The 24,354-nt window shown below is 45.2% G+C and carries 19 protein-coding genes; 11 read left to right on the top strand and 8 right to left on the bottom strand.

The window, feature by feature from the left end:
* Window positions 1–23 precede the first annotated feature (23 nt).
* Together AC58UX_RS08860 and AC58UX_RS08855 are read left to right on the top strand one after the other, a co-directional pair.
* The gene (locus AC58UX_RS08860; RefSeq protein WP_497252135.1) at window positions 24–1,469 is read left to right on the top strand and encodes a nicotinate phosphoribosyltransferase; all 1,446 of its coding nucleotides are present in this window, start codon (window positions 24–26) and stop codon (window positions 1,467–1,469) included.
* Window positions 1,470–1,589: 120 nt separating this feature from the next.
* Window positions 1,590–2,429, top strand: coding sequence for an aldo/keto reductase (locus AC58UX_RS08855; protein WP_497251534.1), 840 nt, complete (start codon window positions 1,590–1,592; stop codon window positions 2,427–2,429).
* A gap of 69 nt (window positions 2,430–2,498) precedes the next feature.
* Here AC58UX_RS08855 and AC58UX_RS08850 read toward each other — a convergent pair whose 3' ends face one another.
* Window positions 2,499–3,290 (bottom strand): hypothetical protein, encoded by a 792-nt coding sequence (locus tag AC58UX_RS08850; RefSeq protein ID WP_497251532.1) that lies wholly within the window; start codon window positions 3,288–3,290, stop codon window positions 2,499–2,501.
* Window positions 3,291–3,447: 157 nt separating this feature from the next.
* Window positions 3,448–3,660 carry a hypothetical protein gene (locus AC58UX_RS08845; protein WP_497251530.1) on the bottom strand — a complete coding sequence of 71 codons (213 nt, stop codon included), beginning with the start codon at window positions 3,658–3,660 and terminating at the stop codon, window positions 3,448–3,450.
* Between the two features lie 319 nt (window positions 3,661–3,979).
* On the opposite strand from AC58UX_RS08845, the gene AC58UX_RS08840 reads away from it, so the two are divergent.
* Both AC58UX_RS08840 and AC58UX_RS08835 read left to right on the top strand, forming a co-directional pair.
* On the top strand, window positions 3,980–4,927 hold the full coding sequence (locus tag AC58UX_RS08840) for an ABC transporter ATP-binding protein (RefSeq protein WP_497251528.1): 948 nt from the start codon (window positions 3,980–3,982) through the stop codon (window positions 4,925–4,927).
* Window positions 4,924–6,027: an ABC transporter permease gene (locus tag AC58UX_RS08835; RefSeq protein WP_497252133.1), complete on the top strand. Its 1,104-nt coding sequence runs from the start codon at window positions 4,924–4,926 to the stop codon at window positions 6,025–6,027. Before AC58UX_RS08840 ends, AC58UX_RS08835 begins: the two co-directional genes overlap by 4 nt.
* A 510-nt stretch (window positions 6,028–6,537) precedes the next feature.
* Here AC58UX_RS08835 and AC58UX_RS08830 read toward each other — a convergent pair.
* From AC58UX_RS08830 to yhbH, 3 genes are all read right to left on the bottom strand, one after another.
* Window positions 6,538–6,882: a hypothetical protein gene (locus AC58UX_RS08830; protein WP_497251526.1), complete on the bottom strand. Its 345-nt coding sequence runs from the start codon at window positions 6,880–6,882 to the stop codon at window positions 6,538–6,540.
* A 290-nt stretch (window positions 6,883–7,172) separates the two neighbouring features.
* Window positions 7,173–8,606 carry a SpoVR family protein gene (locus AC58UX_RS08825; RefSeq protein ID WP_497251524.1) on the bottom strand — a complete coding sequence of 478 codons (1,434 nt, stop codon included), beginning with the start codon at window positions 8,604–8,606 and terminating at the stop codon, window positions 7,173–7,175.
* Window positions 8,603–9,760: a sporulation protein YhbH gene (yhbH, locus tag AC58UX_RS08820; protein ID WP_497251522.1), complete on the bottom strand. Its 1,158-nt coding sequence runs from the start codon at window positions 9,758–9,760 to the stop codon at window positions 8,603–8,605. Before yhbH ends, AC58UX_RS08825 begins: the two co-directional genes overlap by 4 nt.
* A gap of 276 nt (window positions 9,761–10,036) precedes the next feature.
* On the opposite strand from yhbH, the gene AC58UX_RS08815 reads away from it, so the two are divergent.
* The 7 genes from AC58UX_RS08815 (at window position 10,037) to AC58UX_RS08785 (ending at window position 20,767) form a co-directional block, all read left to right on the top strand.
* The gene (locus AC58UX_RS08815) at window positions 10,037–10,870 is read left to right on the top strand and encodes a (2Fe-2S)-binding protein (protein WP_497251520.1); all 834 of its coding nucleotides are present in this window, start codon (window positions 10,037–10,039) and stop codon (window positions 10,868–10,870) included.
* Between the two features lie 20 nt (window positions 10,871–10,890).
* Entirely contained in the window at window positions 10,891–13,536 is a 2,646-nt protein-coding gene (locus AC58UX_RS08810; protein WP_497251518.1) for a winged helix-turn-helix domain-containing protein, read from the top strand.
* A gap of 94 nt (window positions 13,537–13,630) precedes the next feature.
* Window positions 13,631–14,878: an NAD(P)/FAD-dependent oxidoreductase gene (locus tag AC58UX_RS08805; RefSeq protein ID WP_497251516.1), complete on the top strand. Its 1,248-nt coding sequence runs from the start codon at window positions 13,631–13,633 to the stop codon at window positions 14,876–14,878.
* Between the two features lie 183 nt (window positions 14,879–15,061).
* Window positions 15,062–16,924 carry an FAD-dependent oxidoreductase gene (locus tag AC58UX_RS08800; RefSeq protein ID WP_497251514.1) on the top strand — a complete coding sequence of 621 codons (1,863 nt, stop codon included), beginning with the start codon at window positions 15,062–15,064 and terminating at the stop codon, window positions 16,922–16,924.
* A 144-nt stretch (window positions 16,925–17,068) separates the two neighbouring features.
* Window positions 17,069–17,626, top strand: coding sequence for a hypothetical protein (locus tag AC58UX_RS08795; protein WP_497251512.1), 558 nt, complete (start codon window positions 17,069–17,071; stop codon window positions 17,624–17,626).
* A 91-nt stretch (window positions 17,627–17,717) separates the two neighbouring features.
* The gene (locus AC58UX_RS08790) at window positions 17,718–18,674 is read left to right on the top strand and encodes a 3'-5' exoribonuclease YhaM family protein (protein WP_497251510.1); all 957 of its coding nucleotides are present in this window, start codon (window positions 17,718–17,720) and stop codon (window positions 18,672–18,674) included.
* A gap of 185 nt (window positions 18,675–18,859) precedes the next feature.
* Window positions 18,860–20,767, top strand: a complete 1,908-nt coding sequence (locus tag AC58UX_RS08785) for an ATP-binding protein (protein ID WP_497251508.1) — start codon at window positions 18,860–18,862, stop codon at window positions 20,765–20,767.
* A 41-nt stretch (window positions 20,768–20,808) separates the two neighbouring features.
* Here AC58UX_RS08785 and AC58UX_RS08780 read toward each other — a convergent pair whose 3' ends face one another.
* From AC58UX_RS08780 to AC58UX_RS08770, 3 genes are all read right to left on the bottom strand, one after another.
* Entirely contained in the window at window positions 20,809–21,048 is a 240-nt protein-coding gene (locus tag AC58UX_RS08780) for an NHLP leader peptide family RiPP precursor (protein WP_497251506.1), read from the bottom strand.
* A 74-nt stretch (window positions 21,049–21,122) separates the two neighbouring features.
* A complete protein-coding gene (locus AC58UX_RS08775) occupies window positions 21,123–22,064 on the bottom strand; it encodes a hypothetical protein (RefSeq protein WP_497251504.1) in 942 nt (313 codons plus the stop codon).
* Window positions 22,061–24,346, bottom strand: coding sequence for a helix-turn-helix domain-containing protein (locus AC58UX_RS08770; protein ID WP_497251502.1), 2,286 nt, complete (start codon window positions 24,344–24,346; stop codon window positions 22,061–22,063). The genes AC58UX_RS08775 and AC58UX_RS08770 overlap by 4 nt, the downstream gene beginning before the upstream one ends.
* Between the last annotated feature and the right edge of the window lie 8 nt (window positions 24,347–24,354).

Here is a 24,354-nt window from a genome sequence, read left to right as displayed (position 1 = left end):
TGAAGGCAATGAATTGGCATACGATGAAGGCGATGAACAACTTAACACTGCACACCGATAAATATCAAATTAATATGATGTACGCCCATTGGTTACAAGGGACACATACGGAGAGAGCTGTGTTCGAGGTGTATTTCCGTAAGCAGCCTTTTGATGGAGGATATGCTGTCTTCGCTGGGCTGGAGCGGGTCATTCATTATGTACAAAGTCTGCATTTCGGTGAGGAAGAAATCGCCTATTTGCGGATGCAGGAGGAAAATTACAAGGAAGAGTTCCTCGATGCGCTTCGTGCGTTTGCGTTTAAAGGTGATATCCAAGCCATCCCTGAGGGGACACTTGTATTCCCAAATGTGCCGCTCGTTCGTGTGATCGGCACTATATTTGAAGCGCAGCTCGTCGAGACAGCGATTCTCAACTTCGTGAACTTCCAGACGCTCATTGCGACGAAAGCCTCGCGCATGAAAGGCGTTGCCCCGCACGATGTGCTGCTGGAGTTCGGCACACGCCGCGCCCAAGAGGCTGACGCCGCGGTCTGGGGCGCAAGAGCGGCCTATATCGCGGGGTTCCACGCGACATCAAACCTAAGAGCCGGGATGCTGTTCGGCATCCCGACCAAAGGCACCCACGCGCACGCGTGGGTGCAGGCTCACGACACGGAAGCGGAAGCGTTCCGCGCTTACGCCGAGGCCCTGCCCGAGCAGGTGACGCTGCTCGTGGACACCTACGACACGCTGCGCAGCGGCGTGCCGAACGCCATTGCTACAGCGCGGCAGCTCGCGAGCCGCGGCAAGCGCTTGAACGCCATTCGCCTCGACAGCGGCGATTTGGCGTATTTATCCCAGCAGGCGCGGCGCATGCTGGATGAGGCGGGCTTTCCGGAGGTGAAGATTGTGGCATCCAATGACTTGGATGAGCACATCATCGCCGGGCTGAAAGCCCAGGGGGCTAAGATCGACAGCTGGGGCATTGGCACCCAGCTGATTACAGCGGCCGACCAGCCTGCGCTAGGCGGCGTGTATAAGCTTGTTGCCCGTGAGAAGGACGGCGAGTTCGTGCCGGTCATTAAGATTTCGGGCAACCCAGAGAAGGTGTCGAATCCGGGCTTCAAGGAAGCCTACCGGATTATGAACTTGAAAACAGGCAAAGCGGAGGCTGATTATTTGGCTTTGCAGGATGAGGTGGATATTCGTCGTGGGGAGCGAATTAAGCTATTCGACCCCATCCATCCGTATCTGTTTAAATATATCGAGGATTATGAGGCGATTCCGCTTTTGAAACCGATTTTTGAAGGCGGCGAACTGGTCTATGAGCTTCCTAGTCTGGATGCGATTCGCGATTATCACGCGCAGCAATTGGATACGGTTTGGCCGCAATATTTGCGGATGTTGAATCCGGAAGTGTATCGCGTTAATTTGAGCTCGGCTTTATGGCAAATGAAGATGGATTTGATTCATGCGCATCAAAGCTAGCACGTAGGCTGGCTGTTTTCGGTAAAACTTTAGAATATCCGACTTCAGTGGTATGATTAATGGGAGCTACACGGTAAAGATGCGCTCATTTTAATCTTATTCCGATGGAGGTTGTTAGCAATGTCTACGCAAGCGAATCAAGCATTAACAGCTGGGGTTACGCTCAACAATGGTGTACATATGCCTTGGCTGGGGCTCGGCGTTTATAAAAGCAAAGAAGGACAAGAGGTTATCGGAGCAGTTCAAACCGCTTTGCAATTAGGTTATCGAAGCATTGATACAGCTGCTGTATATCGTAACGAAGAAGGCGTTGGTCAAGGGCTGCGCCAAAGCGGTGTGCCGCGTGAGGATATTTTCGTCACGACGAAGGTATGGAATGCGGATCAAGGATACGAATCTACGCTGCAAGCTTTTGAAGCCAGTCGTAAACGGCTTGGTTTAGAGACGATTGATCTATATTTGGTGCATTGGGCGGTTTCCGCGACGTACCGAGAAACGTGGAAAGCACTCGTCCACCTGTACAAAGAGGGTCATGTTCGTGCGATTGGCGTGAGCAATTTTCAAATCTCTCATTTAGAGCACGTGATCGAGGATACTGGCGTTGTTCCTGCTGTGAACCAAGTCGAGTATCATCCGGAACTTTCACAAAAGGAATTGCTCGCGTTCACGCGTGAACATGGCATTCAGCTGGAAGCTTGGAGTCCGCTCATGCAAGGTAAGCTGAATCAGCCTGAATTGGCGCAGCTCGCTGCGAAATACGGGAAATCGGCAGCACAAATAGTGCTGCGTTGGGACCTTCAGCATGGCGTCGTAACGATTCCGAAGTCGGTGACGGAGCATCGCATTCGTGAGAATGCGGACATTTTTGATTTTGAGCTGAGTGCTGATGATGTGGCTCTGATCGATGGGTTGAATAAGAATCAGCGTATTGGTCCGGATCCGGATCATGTGACGTTTTAGATGTATTTCGTTGAAAAAGGAAACGCCCGCTTTTGCGGGGTTTCCTTTTTTTATGGGAGGGCCTCCTCCCTATTTTAACAATGCAATCATTTGATAGACTTCGCGGTGATCACCCGGCAGTAAGAAATTCGCGACCTTCAGCTGCGATGAGCCGTCTCCGTCAAGGAAAAGTCCGTCGACCAGTTGATTTTTCCCGACTTGCTCCTTTACCGCTGTACGAAACTCTTCCCCCGTACATGGTGTAGGCGCTACAACTAGATATACGTTGTTGAATCGATCATACACGATACCAGAGCGCATGCGTTTCTCGTTAATTACAGGCATTTCTTCGGAAATAGCTTGCTCCGCCCAGCCCATCGGATTCGTAAGCCCCATGCTTACGCCTCCCTGCGCCCAATATCGCGCGCGATCCATCACCTTGAGCTCACTCGCATTTTCAACAACTTGGACTGTAAAGGTTTGCGCCTTCTCGTCCCACACCAGCGTTCCCCGTTTCCGATCCGTATTGTACCAGCCAGAGCCGTAATCTCCGGGTTGCCCCTTTACGGGCTTATCATTGGTCACAGCGATGCTCAGCAAATACCCCTGCCAAAAAAAACCGCCATTAATCCCATTGTCCTCTCGCTCCGTCACATTTCCAGTAATAGCTTTGAGTCCTATGTTTTCAGGTGACGTTTGAATCACATGCAGAAGGACACCGTTCGTTGCGGGCTTGATGCTGTACTCGGCCGTAGTTCCAGGAGGCGGTGGAGATTTCAAGGGAAGCCCCCAGATTAAGGTCCAAACAAAGCTAGTTATCATGATGAGTAGATAGATTAGTAGCTTAGCAGCATGATCTTTGAAAAGGCGGATAACATTCATAGCGTTCTCCATCCCAGCTGTAGTGGTCTTGTTTCTATTAGTCTATTCTATGAAAAGAATAGGGGGAATATGCCAAATTGTCTACGAAAAAAACGCTTACGAAGGAATCTACCATTCGCAAGCGTTCGTTATGGAACATCTATGTACTGACTTCCATTTAAAAAATCGGAATACGTGCTTTATTGCCATCCGTGCCATATAAAATCGCTTCCGAGCTAAATAAATCTACACGCTCTAACGAGTTAACTAAATTCATGGTTGTGAATTTGTTATGGCGAAGTGCGTTGATCAAGGAAGGAATTAGTTTGTGGTCTGTGCCGACGAAATTAACGGAAATCGGCTTCTTATTAAATAAAATATTCATTCTCACTCCAACACATCTCCTTCTGATTTTGTTTATTAAGTAGATATTAAGATTATCATACCTTTCTCAATTAGTTCGTCGATTGGCGTTGTCGGAATTCCACTAGTTCTGTCAGTCAAAATATGATAGATAGTTCGTTGGGTATGCACCTATGTGAGAAAGTGTAACTGTGCTTTCATTTGTTAAAATATAGAAAATATATTTCACCTTATAAGTTGACTATATTTCTCCATAAACGATCCCGTCCTTTGATGGACGGTATACTCGTTTATTTTGTATGATAGGGTGAGTTACGTAAAATTTGGTAGCGGAAGGGGCTGGCTTTATGGATTCTTCACACATTGTTATTGAAGCGGATGGTTTAATGAAGCACTATGGATCCTTTCAGGCCGTGCGAGGCGTTAATTTTCAAGTCTATCAAGGCGAGGTATTTGGCCTGCTTGGTCCCAATGGTGCTGGAAAAACGACAACGATGGAAATGATCGAAGGGCTGCGAAAGCCTGACGGCGGACGTGCGATTGTTGCTGGTTATGATACGCAGAAGGATTTAGGTAAGGTAAAAGAAGTGATCGGGGTTCAGCTGCAGTCGACGTCCTTATTTGAGCTGTTGACGGTTGAGGAGCTTATGAGGATGTATGCCAGCTTCTATCCGAGCTCAGTTCCGATTGAACCACTTTTAGAAGATATGACGTTAATGGATAAAAGAAAAGGACGTGTCAAGCATCTATCTGGCGGGCAAAAGCAGAGACTTGCCATAGGTCTTGCGCTTTTGAATGATCCTAAGGTTATTTTTCTGGATGAGCCTACAACTGGGCTGGATCCAACAGCAAGAAGAACACTGTGGGAGATCGTTCTGAAGCTAAAAGAGAGAGGCAAAACGATCGTGTTGTCCACGCATTATATGGAAGAAGCGCATGTGCTTTGCGATCGGATTTGTTTAATGGATCAAGGCAAGGTCGTCGCCCTCGATACGCCGCGTAATTTAGTCAGCAGCTTGCAATCGGACAGCGCGATCGAGTTCAGACTGCATGAATTGGCAGAAGAGGATAAGGAATCGGTTCTTAAAGAGCTTCACGATGTCCGGGAAGTAAAGGGAATCGACGTGCGGAAGGACGTATTCGTGCTGTATACCGATAGATTGCAAGATTCGCTAATCGACCTCATTGAAAAGAGTGCTGGCGGTCGATGGCAATTAGTAGATTTGCAGACACGGACGGCTACGCTGGAAGATGTGTTTATTTCCATGACCGGAAGGAGCTTGAAAGAAGAATGAATGCTTATATTCAATTAACGTTAAGCCAGCTTCGTTTTTTTGTGCGCAATCGACAAGTGCTCGTGTTCACCTTGTTTATGCCGCTCTTTTTCATGATTATGCTCGGCTCTTTTCTCGGCAAGGGAAATGATATTATCATAGACGGCGTTGTCATTGATCAGGATCAGAGTGCAGAATCAAGGGTCATGGTGGAGGCGCTTCAAGCGAGCAGTATTCTGAAATTAAAGCCTGCCGATGACATGGATAAGTCGCTGGAGCAGTTGAAGCATGGCGATCAGAAACTAGTTGTTATTATTCAGAAGAATTATGGTAACGCGGTAGGGTTGAAAGGAGCGGATAGCACCAAGGCAAGTTTCCTTCAAGTTTACTATGATCAGACGAATCAACAGAGTGCGCAGATTGGTCTGCAAACGGTAGGGCAGGTGGCGGATACCGTTTCTAAAAAAGTATCCAATTACGTTCCCGTAATTGGGATTGAACCTGTTGGCGTGCAAGCACTGCAGCTTCGCTACATCGATTTCCTTGTGCCAGGCATCCTGGCGATGATGATCATGACCAACAACCTGAACGGCGTCTCGGGGCAAATCGCTTCCTGGCGTGAGCGTGGTGTGTTGCGACGCATGCAGAGCACACCGCTGAAGTCTTCGACGTTCATCGCCGCGCAGATCACTGCACGCCTTGTGATGAATACGGCGCAGGCGTTGATCGTATTGCTTGTAGGCGCCTTGATCTTCGGGACGCAGGTGAATGGCTCGTGGTGGCTGCTGCTGTTGTTTATCGTCATGGGCACCTTGACGTTCATGGCCATCGGCTTCATCATCGCCGGCGTGGCCAAAACCCCGGAGAGCGTCGGACCGATTTCCGGCCTGATCTCATTCCCGCTCATGTTCTTGGGCGGCGTGTTCTTCTCCGTATCCAGCATGCCGGAGTTCTTGCAGCCCATCGTGAAATCGATCCCGATCACCCAGCTCAGCACCGCCCTTCGGCAGATTATGAATGTGGGCGCGGGCATCGGTGAGCTGTGGCAGGAAGGGCTGATGCTGGCCATCTGGCTGGTTGTGTCGTTTATTGTAGCTACGTTTACGTTTAAGTGGGAGTAGGAGTAGGAGTAGGAGTAGGAGTAGGAGTAGGAGTAGGTTAGGGATGGGCTGCAGTAGTTAGTGCTTTAGTGAGGGGATCTATGTTGCCGAAGGGGAACGTAGATCCCTTATTTCACTGCAAACACTAGTTTTAGTGCGCGAAGCGGAACGTCAGTTCGCTATTTGGGTTGAAAGAGGTGTTTTTCCGCCAAATTTGCGCAAATGCGTCCCTACGTTCCGTTTGCTCGTGAAAATAGCGGAATAATCGCAAATAAGGTCGTGTAGTTCCGTTAGATGGTGTTGGCTACCTGATTAGAGCACTTATGAATGTAGAGGTAGTCTATCGACAGCCGTGCTACTCTATTAATTTGTATACATTCTAAAATTAGATAAGTCCAGTACAATATTCGCCGCCATAAGCAAATCCAATCCTAAAAGCCCATTAATCTCAAGTTTTTCATGTAAGGCACTAATATCGAGCTTGAAACTATCAATCTTGAAGTCACCCAGCGTGACAAAATCAAACGCTTTTCAAAAACAGCTTTCTTCGCCGCCGATGCCGAAAGCACTGACGATTTCGTCTCGAGTCTCAAAATAAACACCAATATCAGCTACAGCATCGGCGGAAAGTAGAGTGTGGGAAGCACCGGTATCAATTACCATCTTGTCTATCTTCAACTCTTCATTCGAGGTGTGAGACACAACGATACCGTCCTTTGAACGGAGCAGTTCAAGAGTTGCATCCTTGGGATCATGAATAGCTTTAATCAAGGCAACTTCATCTACATATTTGGTATTGCCTTCGATATGGGATGCAAGGATTTGTAGCTTTACGTATTGGTCAGGATAAATCTTACGTACTTCTTCCCATTGCATAGCTGGCACCTCCATTAGGTTCTGACACCTCTATTTTATCACAAAATAGGTAACAAAAAAGCTATCACGAAAATCCATGATCGTTTGTAGAGAGCATGTTTGCGTAAGCATTTTGGCGAAACAAAGCCATTTTAGGAGGCGAAGTCCATGCAATTCAGTCTCAAAGCTCCAGATGGTTGATGCGATAAAGCGTGGTGAATTTTAATTTCTCAAAACAAAAAAAGCCGCCCCCGATAAATACCGGACTCAGCTAATTTTTCTTCCCATTTACTCTACAATTGTACGAGCTCTCACAAAAACCGCCGATGATGCTTCTTCCCATCAAAACTAAACAAAACCGGCTTATCCTCCACAACCGTATGCATATGAATAGTCTTACCCCACAGCTTATAAATGTAAGGCAGCGTTCGCTCCACATATTTTAGATCCAGCTCCACGCCTTCAAAACAATGCTTCAAATACAACTCCCCATTGCGCTGATAATCCCCGTCTTCAACTACGATGTAGGGGAAACCGCCATTTACCCTGGAATAAATAAGCTGATCCCGCGTATTTTCCCATGTTTTATCGGTAATTTTCCATTCAGGCCCTTTCTTTTCAAACACGTACAGGTCTAGTTCTTCAACCAGCGGTTTATTCAAATAGTTGCGGATAAACGAGGTATCGGACTCGTATTCGCGGACTTCGAAGATCTTTTTCCGGCCTTGACCAGGCGTCCGCCCAAATCTACGGATTTCCTCATCCGTCGGCGCATCCCAGCGCTTCTCGATATCTTCAAATATTTTGACCCCTAAATAATACGGATTCAAAGAATGACGGGACGGAACGACGACGGATGAATTCAGTTTGGAGTACTCGATCGTTTCTTCCTCGGTCAAATCCATTTCCCGCAGGATGTGTTGATGCCAATACGAAGCCCAGCCTTCGTTCATGATTTTTGTTTCGAGCTGAGGCCAGAAGTAGAGCATCTCATCACGCAGCATGGTCAAGATATCACGTTGCCAGTCTTCCATATAAGGCGCATTTTCCTCGATAAAAAGGAGGATATCCTTCTCCGGCTTCGGCGGAAAGCGCTTCGTATCTTCTTTATCGAGATTGACCGCAGGTTTATTCCGGTTATCTAAGCCCCATAGATCCTCATATCCATAGGTGGCTTCCGTTGGCGCGGCAGGTGTAGAACCTTTGTGTATCTCCTGACGGTTGCGCGTTTGGCGATAGGAGAGCGTTAACACAGGGTCAATGTGCTCTTGGATAGCTAGAACGGCATCAATAAATTGTTCAACCTCATCGATCCCGTGCTCAATTTCATATTGGCGGATGCGTTCAGCCGTGGCGGACATGCTTTCCACCATATTGCGATTCGTTTTTGAGAAACGTGCGTTATTTTTGAAAAAGTCGCAGTGTGCAAGCACGTGCGCAACGATCAATTTATTTTGAATCAGGGAATTTCCGTCCAAAAGGAAGGCGTAGCAGGGATCCGAATTGATGACTAATTCGTAAATTTTACTAAGTCCAAAGTCGTACTGGGTCTTCATGCGATGGAAGTTTTTTCCGAAGCTCCAGTGACTATAACGTGTTGGCATCCCGTACGCACCGAAGGTGTAAATGATTTCTGCCGGACAGATTTCGTATCGCATCGGAAAGAAGTCGAGCCCGAAGCCTTTCGCGATCTCCGTAATTTCATCAATGGCATATTCGAGTTTTTGGATTTCGGATTTACTCACTGTGCAGGCACTCCTTCCTTTTTCGTAAAAAAGGTTTTTAACGCTTTATACACTTCGCCTTTTTCACGGATGACGTAATGCAGGAATTTCGGATTGTTAATATGGCGGAAAGCAGACATTAATGTAGAACTGCGGTTATATTGATTCACTTCCCCGTAGCCAAACATGTTCGACCGCTCCATTAATTGCGTAATCAGCTTCACACAGCGCTCGTTATCAGAGGTTAAATTATCGCCATCTGAGAAATGGAAGGGATAAATATTGAACTGAGAAGGGGGGTACCTTTTATCAATAATATCAATAGCGGTCTGATAGGCTGAGGAGCAGATCGTACCTCCACTTTCGCCTTTAGTGAAAAACTCTTCCTCGGTAACCTCTTTCGCCTCCGTATGGTGCGCAATGAACACAATTTCGACGTTCTCATATTTCGTACGCAGGAAGCGGGTCATCCAGAAAAAGAAGCTGCGTGCTATGTACTTCTCAAAGGAGCCCATGGAACCGGAGGTGTCCATCATCGCGATAATAAGCGCATTGGAATGCGGCTTCTCGATTTCTTCCCACGTTTTAAAACGAAGATCATCGGGTGAAATATGATGAATGCCCGGCGAGCTGCCTCGCGAATTGCGACGCATATTTTCAAGGATCGTCCGCTTCTTGTCGATGTTGGACATGATCCCTTTTTTACGAATATCGTTGAAAATAACTTCAGTGGTCGTCATGTTTCGTTTCTCTTTTTGCTGCAGATTCGGAAGCTCCAATTCTGAAAATAACATCGCTTGCAGCTCTTCCATGCTGACTTCCGCTTCGTAATAATCCTCGCCGGCTTGATCTCCCGCGCCTTCGCCCTTGCCTGGCCCCTGTGCAGGCTGCGGATCTGTTCCCAGTACATCGCCGACCTGCGAGTCGCCGTCTCCCTGTCCGACATGCTTCCCTTTATTGAAGTTATAGCGGAAGCGGTATTCGTCCAAGCTTTTTATCGGTACCTTCACGACTTGTTTACCATTGGACATCACAATGCTTTCATCTGTCACCAGATCAGGAAGGTTCTGTTTAATGGCATCTTTGACCTTCTCTTGATGTCTGGTTTGATCTTGGTATCCTTTGCGGTGGAGTGACCAATCCTCTTTGGAAACGATAAATAAGGGCTCTGTCATGGGGACACCTCCTTGGTGATTATGATAAGCAGAACGCTATGCAGACATAGGGAAATAAAGCTTGTTATTAAATATATTCAAGTGTGCGGGGGATATGTGGTGTATTGTGAATATTGCCTCACCAGAAAGAATTCGAATCCTTGGCAAAGAAAAACATTGAATAATTAACTAGGAAACTGAAAAAATGGGAGGCTTCAAATATGGAAGGAAATGTTATACTAGTTCCCAAGAGGCTACTTTGCAGGTGAAACACGCTAACGACAAGGAGTGAGGAACATGAGCATATCGGTTCAGGACTATATAGCAGAAAATTACGGAGTTAGGATGGAGCCCCATCCAGATCCGCTTTTCACGATTGCTGGAAAACTTCTTTTAACGGAGGAAGGAATGCGGGAGCTCATACATGCTTACTCGCCGCTGATGAAAGCACTGGAACCCGCGGCTGCTGGCGCCTATTTAATCAGCCGTCTCGGAAGTCTGAATGCGGCGATGCACTATATGGTGACACATGATGAATTAGTTGATCTGTCCCCTGCGTTATGGGCGCTGCAAATGTATCGAGGTGAGAAGGGATTCATCGAATTCCGTATTGTGCTTCAGGAATTAAGAAAATTGAGCGGTCCATCGTGCGGGCTTCGAAACGAATGGCGTGAAGAACACTTATCCCGCTGGTATGCTGGGACTATTCGTCCAATTGTCGAAGCGATAGCCGCCGCCGCAGAGATGGACATTATGCATTTGTGGAAAATTGTACCTATGCGTCTTCGGTTTATTTTCGCACAATGGAAAGAAACGAATACGTCAGAAGAATGGCATGCTCGTTATGAAGAGGACCATATATTCGTTACAAAGGAGTTGCAAGGTGAGGTATTCGGCCGCCTTCGCAATCCCTTGGATGTTAAGGTTGTGACTGTGGATTATCCTGGTTATCCCGGTGAGCCGGACACCAAAATTAAATTGAAGACGGCTTGTTGTATGTATTACCGTACAGAAGGCGGGTATTATTGCTATACGTGTCCCCGTATGAAACCTCAAGATCGCGAAGAGCGCAAAGAACAATTGCGACTTCAATTCGCTGAAGCAGCAGCAGCTAAAATTGTTGCCAAATAGGTCTAAAGGAGGACCTATGTGTGCTAGGTCAGAAAACGAATGATGAATGGAGTAAACCATTATTTGACGACTATCCCTTGCTTACCACAAAATTGTATATTCCGCATCAACCTTCGTATTTAGTTGCCAGAGAACACTTAATGGAGAAGATGTCTAGGGCAATACAGTGTAAAGTGACGGTAGTCACCTCCCCACCTGGTTTTGGAAAGACAACGATGGTTAGTCATTGGGCATTACAAGGGGAAATACCGGTGGCGTGGGTTTCTTTGGATCAGGGCGAGAATGACTTGCTTCGATTTTGGACGTATGTGATAGCTGCAATGAATCGGATTTGCCCTGATGTTGGTCATAAATCGCTATCTTTACTGAAGACAATGTCGTTTTCGTCTGAACAAATGATTTCTTGGCTACTCAATGATTTATTTGAAATGCCGCATCCCATCCTACTTGTACTTGACGATTACCATTTAATTGAGTCAGAAGAGGTTCATCGTTTGGTCGCTTTTTTTATTGAGCGTATGCCCTCTCAAATGCACGTGTGTTTACTCAGTCGCAAACAACCTCCAATTGCTCTGGGTCAATTGCGCGTTAATGGACAACTCAATGAAATTAGCCTCTCTGAGTTAAGATTTAGGGAACAGGAAATCGCAGATTTTTGGCTTCGGCAAACAGGCGGACGGCCTGACGAAGTATCGCTTCAATTGTTGTCTGATCGCACAGAAGGCTGGGTTGCTGGTATCCAACTAGCTGTTTTATCCCATTTATCGGGGCAACAGGATGCCCTGCACCAATTTAAAGGCGACCATCGCTATGTCGTTGATTACTTAATGGAAGAAGTTTTTGACCACTTGCCGGAGGGAATTCGCACGTTTTTATTAAAAACATCTCTCCTAGAGAGGATGAATGCGGAGCTTTGCGCCACGTTGACCAATGAACCTGCTCAGAGAGGGCGGCTGCAAGAAATGGAGAAATCCAACTTGTTTGTCATTCCTTTGGACGCAGAAGGCAAATGGTTTCGATACCATCACTTATTTGCTGATTTCTTACGATGCCGCTTAAAGCAGCAGCATTCGGAAGAGATTATTTCGTTGCACTTAGCGGCGTGCGAATGGTTTGAAAAGCACAGCTATTTGGGTGAAGCCATTGAGCATGCTTTGGCAGCAGGTGCATTTGATAAAGCGTGCGCGCTTATTTTAACGATTGCGACGGAGCTTTTAAAAAGAAGAGAACTTACCACATTGCATCGTTGGTTGCTTCAATTACCTCTTGCCATTCGTGAACGTCCCGCGTTGCTGATAATTCAAATATGGACGGAACTGTTCATGGGTCACAAAGAGCAAATGGATAAGCATATGGCAACTTTGCAAAAGGGGCTACATAGACCCAATAGTATAGACGACTCCTTTTATATTGCTATCCGGGAAGATATGAAGGTTGTGAAAAACTTTCAAGCCATGCTGCTCGGCGATTTCAAGCAATGCTATTCCCTATTGGAGGAGATGTATGTTGATGAGAATCTCCCCAATATTGAAGGATTGCCGATGCTGTTTGGTTTAGGCATGGAGCTGAACGACGGAACAATTCCACTCATCCGAAGCTATTATGGTTTTAGCGGTCGAATCAAGAATGCAGAACGTTACCACCGATTTTATGGTGAATTTATTGATAAGAATAGGTTCCACGAATTCCCATTTACGGCCTATCAGCGGGCAGCCCTCTGTGAGGTATGTTATGAACGTAATCAATTAGCGTTGTCTTTACGTTTAGCTGAGGATGCTATTCGCCTCGCAAAACGGAATCATGTCATCGGGGCTTATATTCCCGCTGTTATCATTCAGTCGAAAATTGTTTGGGAGAGAGAAGACAAAGAAGAAGCGATAGCCATGATTGACGGAGCGTTGAATCATCTTAAGTTGACCCATCACCATAGTTCGCATTGGCATGGTTTGCTGAATGCGTTTTTGACTCGTTATCAACTTGAGATCGGAGAGATGGAGACCGTAGATCACTGGATGCTAGCGTCTCCATGGAGCAGGCAGAATGAGATTATTGGAGATCAAGACTTTGAGCTCTTGATTTATATACAGATATTAATGGTGAAAAAAAGCTGGGAAGAAGCACTCGCTTGGTGTGAACAACTCTTAAAGAAATCGAAAATCGCCGGTCGAATCATGACAGAACTGGAAGTTCACTTAGCACTAGCACGGATACATGCCAAAATGAACAACCCGCATACTAGTATGCTTCATTTGCATCATGCACTTCTATTGGGTGAGCGAGAGGGTTACCTGCGTATATTTATCGATACCGATATAGAGCATTTACTAAGACAGTATGCGGATGTGCGGAAGCATAAGTATATGGAAGAAGTGCAAGCGGCTGGGGTTTCCCTTCACTATCTTCAAGTGGTTCAATCCCTTTCCTCTGAGAAATGGCAAGCGGAACGAAGAAGCAACGAGGAGGTATCCTCTGTGTTTATGCTGACGGTTCGTGAAAAAGAGGTGCTCCAGCTCATGGTGGAGGGATTGTCCAACAAAGCGATTGCTGAAAAGCTAGTGCTGGCTGAAGGTACAGTGAAGCTTCATCTCCATCGTGTTTACAGTAAGTTGCAAGTAAGCGGCAGGACGCAGGCTATCCAGAAAGCAAATCAACATCGGTTATTTTGAGTAAAAGATATAACCATCACATATATCGTTCGTTGGATGGCTCTCTCCTTCCCTTCTGATAAGCTGATAACATTCAGTATGGAGGAGGAAGGAAATGTCAGTAAATAACTATGATGTTATTATAGTCGGAGCACGAATTGCCGGTTCAACACTGGCTTATGAACTAGCGAAAGCCGGGTACGAAGTGCTGCTCGTGGATCGCAGTACATTCCCAAGTGATATTCTGTCTACGCATAATTTTTTTAACAATTCGGTAGCGATGCTCCGAGAGATGGGCGTATTGGAGAAATTGGTCCAGACGGGCACTCCGATGTACAACCGAGCTTATATTCAAATGGACGAAATGGTTGTCGATGGGATTTTTCCTGAGGTAGACGGGGAAACCCACTGTTTATGTGTGCGGCGCAAGCATTTGGATCACATCCTGTTCGAGCACGCATGTAATCAGGAGCGCGTTACGGCGCTAGAGGGATTCCGAGTAACCGAATTGCTTTACGAGAATGATACCGTGTCGGGGATTGCTGGTATGAAACGTGATGGCACGACCGAACAGTATACAGCCAAGTTGGTTGTCGGTGCTGACGGCCGCAATTCTACACTGCGTAGATTGGTGAACAGTGAAAGGAAAATGGCCGTTCCTACTGACTTCGCTTCGTATGTGGGTTACTTTTCTAATTTTCGCCAAGAAGGTGAGCCCTGCGTTGAATTCTATAAAATCAAGGGAAATATCGCGATAGTGTTTCCGACAAGTGATAATCTCGTTGTTATTGGGATTATGTTTCCTCTGGACAATAAGGAATGGAGCGAGAGATTTCGGAATGATCCAGAAGCAGGCATGCGCGAGCTAGTAGAGATAGGTTTCAGTTCTACTACTTTCCCGGAGAGGCTGCGAGAAGCTTCATTAGATGAGCCAATGAAAGGGCTGCTTGGTTATGATAATGATTGGTTCCAGGGGATGGGGAAGGGATGGGCTTTAGTTGGAGACAGCGTGTCGTTCAAGGATCCTGCGGTTGGGCAAGGTATGCATGATGCAATCTACGGAGCGCGCTTATTGCGGGACATTTTATTCGAAACGACTGACTGGGCGTCAAATTGGAGGGAAATGTCTGATAAATACCAGACCGCCATGGAGTCGAAAATGATGTCTCGTTATCAATTGGCATGCCAAATAACGAAGAATACACCCGTCACAATGGAACAATCGTTGGTCAATCAATTGATCGGCAGTCATCCGGTGGCATCGCAGGCCTTTCTTGGCATTTATAATTACGCGAATGAGCCCGAATTGTTACAACAGACGATCATGGGTTTGCTTCAAAGTGAGGTTGGCTTGGGAGAATAAGCCTCACATGATGACTTGGTAAATACTCAAAAAGGGTTAATTGATTTCTATCGTGAAATCGATTAGCTCTTTTTCCTTTCGTGACTCAAGCTTAATCGTAGCTGCTGACTTTTTTGTTGGTTTTTTTCCTTTTTATGCATACAATAAGGGAAGCACTAATTCGATGCAGCAGGGTGATGAATATTGAGAAATTGGTTTAAGAGTAATATCAAGTTAACACTGATCTTAAGCGTTCTGTTCATCGTGGCGGCCGTTGGCGGGGTATTAGGTTACTTCGGATTGCACCGCGATAGTGACGGGGGCTTCACGCTGCATACACAATCGTCTTTTCGCCCTGATGTCGTCGTGATGGGAACAGAGCTGGAAGGGATGTATCTCGCACAACGGGCGAAGCAGGAAGGTCTAGGCGTATTAATCCTTGAAACGAAGGGCAGATTGGGTGGACAGCTTATCCAGGGGGAAATGCTCTATCTTGATGGTATCTACGATGATGATGGTACCCAACTTATGCAAGGCGGTGTGAAGGATTTATTTCAGCAGTATACGAAAGGAAGTATTCGTACCAAAACAGATTTTGCTCATTATTTTCACAGGTTAATTGAAGGCATTCCACTGGAGAAAAATGTTGTGCTTGAAGACATGAGCATGACAGGGAATAAAGTCGATTCGATTACTTATCTGGATGGTAATGGGAAAAGGCGAATGGTGAAGCCTTCCTATGTCGTAGATAATTCCGATGATGCTGCCTTGATCCGCAAGCTTAATGTCGAGCCCCTTCCGGGGTTGGAAGCGCTATACGGAAGCAAGGAACGCGAATATATGAGCGGCACGTATATGATGAAATTCAAAGGGGTCGACTGGGACAAGTTTCAAACGCATTATTGGAAAATGAATAAAATAGAGAGAGCACACAAATACGGACCCGAAAGCTACGTGAATTCACACATCGCGTATGGATTCCCGCCAGTAGTATCGGCTTATGAACTGCGCAACAAGAATGAGCTGAATCTCCGAGGGTTGAACATCCTGAATCAAGGCAACGGGGAAATTATTATTAACGCGCTGCAGGTATACGGCATCGATCCGAGCCAGAAGGAAACGATCCAAAGGGGCATGGAGTTAGCCAAAGCAGAAATGCCTTTCATACGCGATCATCTTCGTTACCATATGGTTGGCTTCGAGCAGTTGGAATTGGGAGGAGAGCCCAACGAACTGTACATTCGAGAGTTTAACCACTACCCAACCGAATATGTATTGCAAGCGTCTGACTTAATGAGCGGCCGCATGTTCTGGGATAACGTAAGCATCGGCGGCTATTTCATGGACATTCAAGGCTCACGCTCCAATCGGGAAGGGCTAGCTATCGGACGGCCAGATAAATATGGGATTCCGCTCCGAAGCTACTTACTTCACGACTACGATAACGTGATAACGACTGGGAAGTTGGTTGGAGCAACAGCAGTTGCCTATGGCAGTGCAAGGATTCAACCGAACGGGGCAATGGCTGGAGAGACGATAGGTGTGCTCATGGCGCAAATGCAGGGAAGAAGCTTGAAATCGACAACGCCAGAGGAAATCACTCAACTTCATGAGCGGATGGAACATAAGTATCAGATCAAGCTTCATGACCAAATTGCGAAGGACAAAATCGCTCATTTATCTGAGGGAGAGAAAGCGGAGTTGAATAGTGGGAGGATTACACTCCTGAAAGGCAATAAGATCGCTCATCATCTGCCTTTTATCCGAATCAGCCTTGAAGGACAGGCCATCACCTACAACGGAATCAAGCCAATTGTCGTTGGAGGTGTTCCATGGGTGCCACTTACGCAAACCTTCGAGAAGTTAGGTCTTGGCGATGCATCATACGATGAAGAAAACAAACGCATTCTCTACACCTCTAGAGGGAGTTCCGGAACGATTGAATCGGCTGAGGTCCATGTACTGAATAATTTTGTACTTGTCAGCTGGGCTAAGATCGCGGAAGTGCTAGGCTATAATTGGGAGTGGAACAAGGCTAGGGACGAGGTCATTGTGAAGCGATTGTAGAGGTTGCGTTCATAGGTTTGAAAATCTGTCGATTCTCCATTGGAGGATGGCAGATTTTTTATTTTACCATGGTTCATCTCAAGCTCGCACCATCCCCCACCATAAGCAATAGTCTACTCTATATGGTGTTTAAGGAGTGGTTCTATGAAGCCAATCAAACAACGTGTCTTCGCCATCCGTAAGGTCGCTAAAGTGATGCTGCCCTTCTATCGCAAGTTGGTTAGCAGCCGTACATTTTCCATCCAATGGGCGAAGGCCGTGCGGGAGGCCGATATTGCGCGCATGAATAAGCTGCTGCGTTCCGTCATCGGTTCTGAGCCGCTATCCGCCTTAGCGTCCAATGGCGTGGGCTGGTTCGTCGATTTCCCGCTGCCGAAGCCGCTGCTCGTGATCACCAATGGGACGACGATTCGTCCAGGACAGGTGCAGTTCACGTTCAGTGCCACGATCAATCGTGCGATCGCGAAGGCTGTCATTCCGCTATATCGCGAAATCAACTGCAATCCCAGTTACGCCGCGCTACTGGTGAAGGCGATCAATACGAAGAATGAGGCATTGTTGAATGCTTTGATAAGGCGTACCGTAACGAGCCGCCGATTAGTCTCCGTGAACATTGATTTCTCTGGATTCTTTCTAGGCTTCAAATATCCAGAAAGTAAGTATGTGTATCTAAATGAAGTTTTTCGTGAGTATGTGATGTAAACCGGAATGGGAATAAATTTCTAATCTTGCCACTAATCACTAGCGCGCATTTCGTAGTATAATGTTCCTATTGATTATTGGAGGCACACACATGACATTAATTAAACATTTACAAGCACCAGATGAATTTACGGGTTTTTACTTAATTAAAGAATTGGAAGTCAAACAGACGAATACAACACCTGCCAAGGATTTCATGGATATTGTACTCTGTGATGCGAGCGGTCAAGTTTCGGCTAAAATGTGGGATGTCAGCGCGGCGGACAAAGAAACTTTTTTCCCGATGACGCTAGTCAAAGTTCAAGGATTAGTTCAACTGTATCGCGAACGCTTACAAGTGAAAATAGGAAAGATTCGTAAGGCCCTGCCAACGGATGGTGTGCAAATCACTGATTTTATACGCGCGGCACCGATCAATCCAGCGGATCTTATTCATACGATTAATCATGTAGTAGCGAGTATTTCGAATCCTACAATTCAATCCATCGTCTCGTTCTGTGTGGCGAAGGTGGGGGATAAACTGGACCACTATCCAGCGGCTAAAACGCACCATCATGCGTACTTCGCAGGGCTTGCCTATCATATCGTGCGGATGTTAGAGCTCGGCGAGTTTATATGCAAGCAGCGGCCATTTCTCAATGCTGACTTGATCAAAGCAGGCATTATTCTTCATGATATTGCGAAGCCAGAGGAAATGATCGCTCAGCTGGGCATCGTTTCCGACTACAGCGTGCAAGGGAAACTATTGGGCCACATCTCCATGGCGTCCAATTGGATTACCGAGGCTGCGCTGCATCTGGGGTTAGATTTGCAATCAGACCTCGTCATAGGATTGCAGCATATTGTATTGTCCCACCACAACTTGCCGGAGTGGGGAAGTCCTGTTCTGCCGCAGCTTCCTGAAGCTGTTGCGCTGCATTATATCGATTCAATGGATGCGAAGCTGCAGATGGTCGAGGATACGCTGCTCGTTACACCGGAATCCGATGCTTGGACACCGATGATCCGCGGGCTGGAAAACAAAGCAATGTATCGACTAAATCTGTAATGTAAAGAGCTGTTTCCAAGTAGAGAGATCTACTAGGGAATGGCTTTTTTTTGGCAATTGCAGTTATTTATTTTGCTTGCTTCATTTTGTGTATATAATGTTTACCTTCATAAGAAGGAAAGCTTCGAACCTTGTCGAATTGAATAATGTAAATAAATTACAGTCATCTGGGGGAAGGTGAATTCATGCCACGAATGCTTCAAATTCATCATTTTCGATGGAAAACATGGTTGGTTATTATAATTGGCCTATTCTTCATGGTCAATTATGCGAATGCGGAGCAGCCAGAAGTAATGAAAGCGATTCCAAAATGGGATCTTCTATGGGGGAAGCCTGATGATAAGCTCGAGGATGTTATTGCTTCATCAAATTCAGCTGAGTGGAGAACCATTGAAAGTGGAGCGGAGATGCCAGATAAACCGAAAGAGGTATCGACGGCTTGGGTTCGAATTAGTCTGCCAACAGAGCTTCCTAAGGACTATGGCATGTATATCGATGGTGTCTATACGCAACAGATGCAGGTGTATATTGGTGCACGACTAGTACGTGAAATTAAGTATGACTTTCCATACGATGAGCAACGAAGCTTATTTCCCATTAGTTCAATAGATGGGGGGAAAATGGTTTATTTAAAACTCCAGACATCCATGGAGCGGCTAGGTATACATTCTGACATTCGCTTAGATCACTATGCTACGCTGACGCGCACGTTAATTCTCCGAGATCTGCAGAATATCATACTCGGATTTGCATTTCTATTTATCGCTGTCATCATGCTGATCTGTTCAGCGTATCTTAAGCAGGTTCAACGATCGAGCTGGATATCACTTAGTTTAATCATTCTGACACTGGGTATGATATTTCTTACATATTCCCCTTTCCTCTATGCTAATTTTACACGTTGTGGGGACTTATTCTTGATCATCTTTGATATCTCCTTAGCTGTGCTTCTACCATCACTCTTATACTTTTTTGAGAAAATATTCGATAATGGCAAATTTAAATGGATCCGCATATTTCGTAAATTTCAGGTTGGGTATTCGATTTTTTCCATTATCTTAATTTTATTTAATCAACTTAATCATCACCAATTCAATGAAGTGTACTTTTTTTTCACACTGACTGTGCTAAGTGTAATTATGATTTTTCAATTCATTTTGATTATTGGATTATCCATTGTTTTTGTAATCCGTGGCAATAAAGAGGCGGTTATTTTCTCCACTGGCTTTGCTATTTTCGCATTGATGGGAATGTTTGACCTTATTCTTTACTACGCCAATAATCAAAAATATCAATTCTTCCTATGGAAGTTCGGTGTGGTTGGATTTATTATCGCGCTCATTGTGATTCTAGGCAGGCGTTTTGCAATTAATCAAGAGCAGATGTCCAACTATTCCAAGGAGCTTGAATTTTATAATCATCAACTGCAGTTGTCAGAAAAAATGGAGACGATTAGCTCCTTAGCCGCTTCCGTTGCTCATGAGGTCAGAAATCCTTTACAAGTTACAAGAGGGTTTCTACAGCTTGTAGCAGCGCGAACAGATGACAAGAACAAAGAGTATATGACAATTGCGATCGAAGAGCTTGATCGGGCGTCTGTCATCATTACCGATTTCTTGACGTTTGCGAAGCCGCAGCTGGACGAAGTCGTGGAATTGAATGTTAGCAAGGAAATTAGTCAAATTGAAGGCATTATTATGCCTTTGGCCAATATGAATGGTGGGCGGATTATGGTAGACGTCCCTGCTGATTTACATATTTTCGGGAATTCTGCGAAGCTCAAGCAAATCCTGATTAACATTATTAAGAATAGTATCGAAGCGTTTCAAGTCGATGGGCAGATTCATATATGGGCTTATGAAAAAAATGATGAGGTATTCATCCATATAAAGGATAATGGCGAGGGAATTGAACCTATGCAGCTAGCCAAGCTAGGTGAGCCTTATTATTCAACGAAGACGAAGGGGACTGGCCTTGGCTTGATGGTTACGTTCAGACTGATCGAGATTATGAAGGGTCATATCGAGTTTAAAAGTCAAAGATTTATGGGGACAGAAGTTATTCTACGTTTTCCAAATGTGACAGTAAACTAAAAGAAGGTGTTCCGCTAATCAAGCGGAACACCTTTTATATTTTACCAAACTGCTTCTAGACCATTGGATGCTACCAAAATTTTAGCTGGGTTTGTAGGAATGACAAGTACGAATTCTGTCGAAGTTTCTTCAACAGCTTTGACTTTGATGTCATTAGGAAGTGTAATGTTAAATGCTTGTTTCAACGCTGCTTTAGGATCGGCTAGAAGTTGTTGTTTGAACGCTTCATCTTCCCAAGCTTTTTGAATAATTTGTGCTTTTACGTTTTCATTTGTGGACATTAGTCATCACTCCTAGTCAATTGGGTAATTTTTCCTACAAAATTAAGTATACCATGGAAATCTCTATAAATCTATCAAATTCCATCAGAATTAGACAAAAAATAGTAGAAGCCGCCAGAGACTAAAGCTGCTCTCCGTTCTTTAATTTCGTGGGCTACATGATGGATATTGTGTACTAGAGAATCATGGAATGCGACTAGCTGCCCCATGCCAACAGAGAGGCTTAGCAGATGCTCGTGATGGGCGTCAGCGATAGCGCCATATGTGATCAAATAGTCGTGGACATAGAGCTGTTTCTTGACCATTTCATGCTTGAGGTCGTCTGCTGTAGAATGCTGTAAATGCTTGCGAATAGAGGCTAATAAGCAATTATACGCCCCTTCCTCTAGATCTTCTTCCCAGTCTGACCAATCATCCAGCATTTGGAGGGTAACCAGCGTCTGTTCAACAGCTTCGGTGACAGCAGGTATGAGATGAGCTTGATTAGTGAGGAGCAGAGCACCTGTGCTGGCATTCTTGACAGGGCTGGCTTTCTTGGCAATTTGCATCTTATTATGATGAAAATAATCGGATTTCAGCTCATTGGTGACACTCTTAGACCATTCTAAAATGTAAGTTTCATAATAGCTCCAGAAAGGCGAATTGGATGGAAAGAGTTCCCTGTATATGGACAGAAATTGGACGTGAAATAAGTTGGCTAGCGGCAGCTTGCTCGCGTGCTCTCCTTTGGCTGCGTCCATAATATCGTCTTGAATAAAGTAATAGAGCATAACGAAAACATTTGCCAGTGAAAGCTTGTTGAATTCTTCGGTAGAAAGCTCACAAATGTCTTCCATCCAGTACGGAAGAAGATAACAAATAAAATTCTTGGTACTCCCCTCTTGCGTCGCGTCAAATTTGTCTAAATAGGCAAGTCCTAACTGGTCCAATGGTGCTGGGTATTGGCGAACAGCTGCTTTTGCTTCTGCAAAAATAACGTTCAATTGGTTTTCATGAGCATGGAGCCAGTTGGTCATCTTTCTTCCATCCCTTTCTGAATGAGCGTATTTTCGTATTTGAGCTGCTTGCGGAAATCGTTCGGCGTAATGCCATTGTACTTCTTAAATAAGCGATAGAAATAAGAGTCACTCGTGAAGCCTGTTTTTTCAGCGATTTCTGCCACAGAAAGCGAAGTGTTCAGCAGCAGATCTTTGGATTTACTCATGCGGACATCTTGAATGACATCGGTTATGGCAGCCATTGTATGCTGTTTATATAAACGACTTATATAGATGGAAGACATCGCGAGCTCATCAGCTATGGAGTTCAGTGACAGATTTTGATTCGCATAATCCCGATCAATGATGTCATTCATCTTCTTAATAAGCTCTACATGCTTGGAGCTGCGTTTCTCGTCTAGCTTTTTCTGAAGCTGCTTAAAGACATCAATGAATTGTGTATTAATTTCATCAATCGTCTCTACATGGGTTAGGGAAGCGACATCTGCATCCAAATAGAGGGGAAAGGCAAGCGCGTTATTTTTGTTAATGGTGGTAAGCACGTTATTGACGGTTAAGGTCAGATGGGAAACGGCCAAATGCACAACGGTGTATGGATACAGGGATGTTTCATTTACGATTTCGGAATAAATGATTTCGGCTTCTTCGGAATCGCCAGTCATGAGGCAATCAACAAGCTGTTTTTCCTTTTGCGATGGAAACTTGTACTCTTTGGTACGGTAGGCAATGATTTCGTCTGACCAAATGATACAGCCATGTCCTCTGAACAAGCGATGGTAGGAGGCTTCTAACAGCTGCTTATACAGCTGGAAGCACTGTGTGGCCTCGTCCTGAAGCGGACTTACCGTGATGGACACAGATAACTTAATGAAGGAAGAGATCGATGCCTGCATGCTGTGGAGCAGCTCTGTGAAGGCTTCAAGTTGCAGTTGGTAATCAGCTTCCTTAGCGGAGAGCAGCATGATGATATGATCATCTCCCATATCAATAGCTTCCGCGTGGAAGGAGGAGGCGCTGATTTCGGTACAAATGTTCATGATCGCATAGCGGAGCAAGGTGAGCTGATCCTTATAGGTGCGCATGTTTTCTTCGTACCTATCTATCTTGACCATTAGCTGCAACGAAGGATGCTCAATCGTGATTTTGGAGCCGAAATACGTTAATTTCGATTGCAAAGCTTGGGGGTGATAGGCATCCCTTCCCAGCATAATATTTCTCAGGAAATTTTGCCGTAAAATTTGCAGATTATCGCGCTTTTCAATTTCTAACATTTTCAGGCTTCGAATGACTTTATCAATAGGATCGAATAAGCGCTTGGACATAATGAACGAAGTCAGCAGTCCTATAAGTAGAATGCTTAGCGAGATATAAATTGTTTTGGCCCGCATGGCCCTAATTTCTTCCGTGATAATGGTATAGGGAGTAGTGCGAACGTAACGCCATCCTAGAGAATCAGGGGCCGTATACGAAATTAAAGATTTCGTATCATCTACGTTGTCGACCATATAACCTGGCGCAGAAGCATTAGCAATAATTTTTTGAATATAGCTTTTATCTGCATAATTGGAAAGTACGGGGTTCGTCCCATCTGTGGAGATCAGAACGCCTTCTTTATTAATAATAAATTCGTTGCTCGCCCGATTATTTGAAACATTTTTAAGTGATTTATTGAAGAATGTTTCGGAAATGTTGACGACAACGGCGGAATTCAGGGAATTGTTCAAATTGATGGCGTCGTAGCACAAATAAGAATAGATGCCAACAGATGTGGATTGGAGTGTGCTGGAATCAGTTGTTTTGAAAGTTCTTGGAATCGGTAAAAACGGAATATAATCTTGAAAATGATCGAGGATATTGACCATGCTCGGATCGCCTAGGGTTCCTTTGGTCTGGATGCCGCTCTGAAAGTTGTTCGAGCTGACATAGAAAAGTTCTGATTTTCCGTTGTACACATAGATCGATTCGATAAACGGCATTGCGAGCCGATACAGATTCAATTGTGACATGCTGCCTTGGACATCATAGATATCTGGTTTATCGTAGAACAACAATTTGCTGATGACGAAATCGCGATATATTTGAAAGGACAGGGAGGTTGCAGTTTCCGTGATGGTTCGAATTTCTTGGCTCGTTTGCAGCAAGGAGTTGGAGTCAGACTCATACACTTGTTTGAGTGCAATATTATCAAAATTGACGTAGAGGATCGTTGAGGAGACAAGCAGTGTAAAAACGATGGACAAAACAATACTCAGAAATATGTTGCGATACATAAATTTGCTCTCTTGATTCCGAAGCAGCATGGCAATTG

This window comes from Paenibacillus sp. J22P90 (assembly GCF_059692195.1).
Note: the sequence above shows the minus strand (reverse complement) of the source record. Positions and strands in the feature narration are given on the sequence as shown.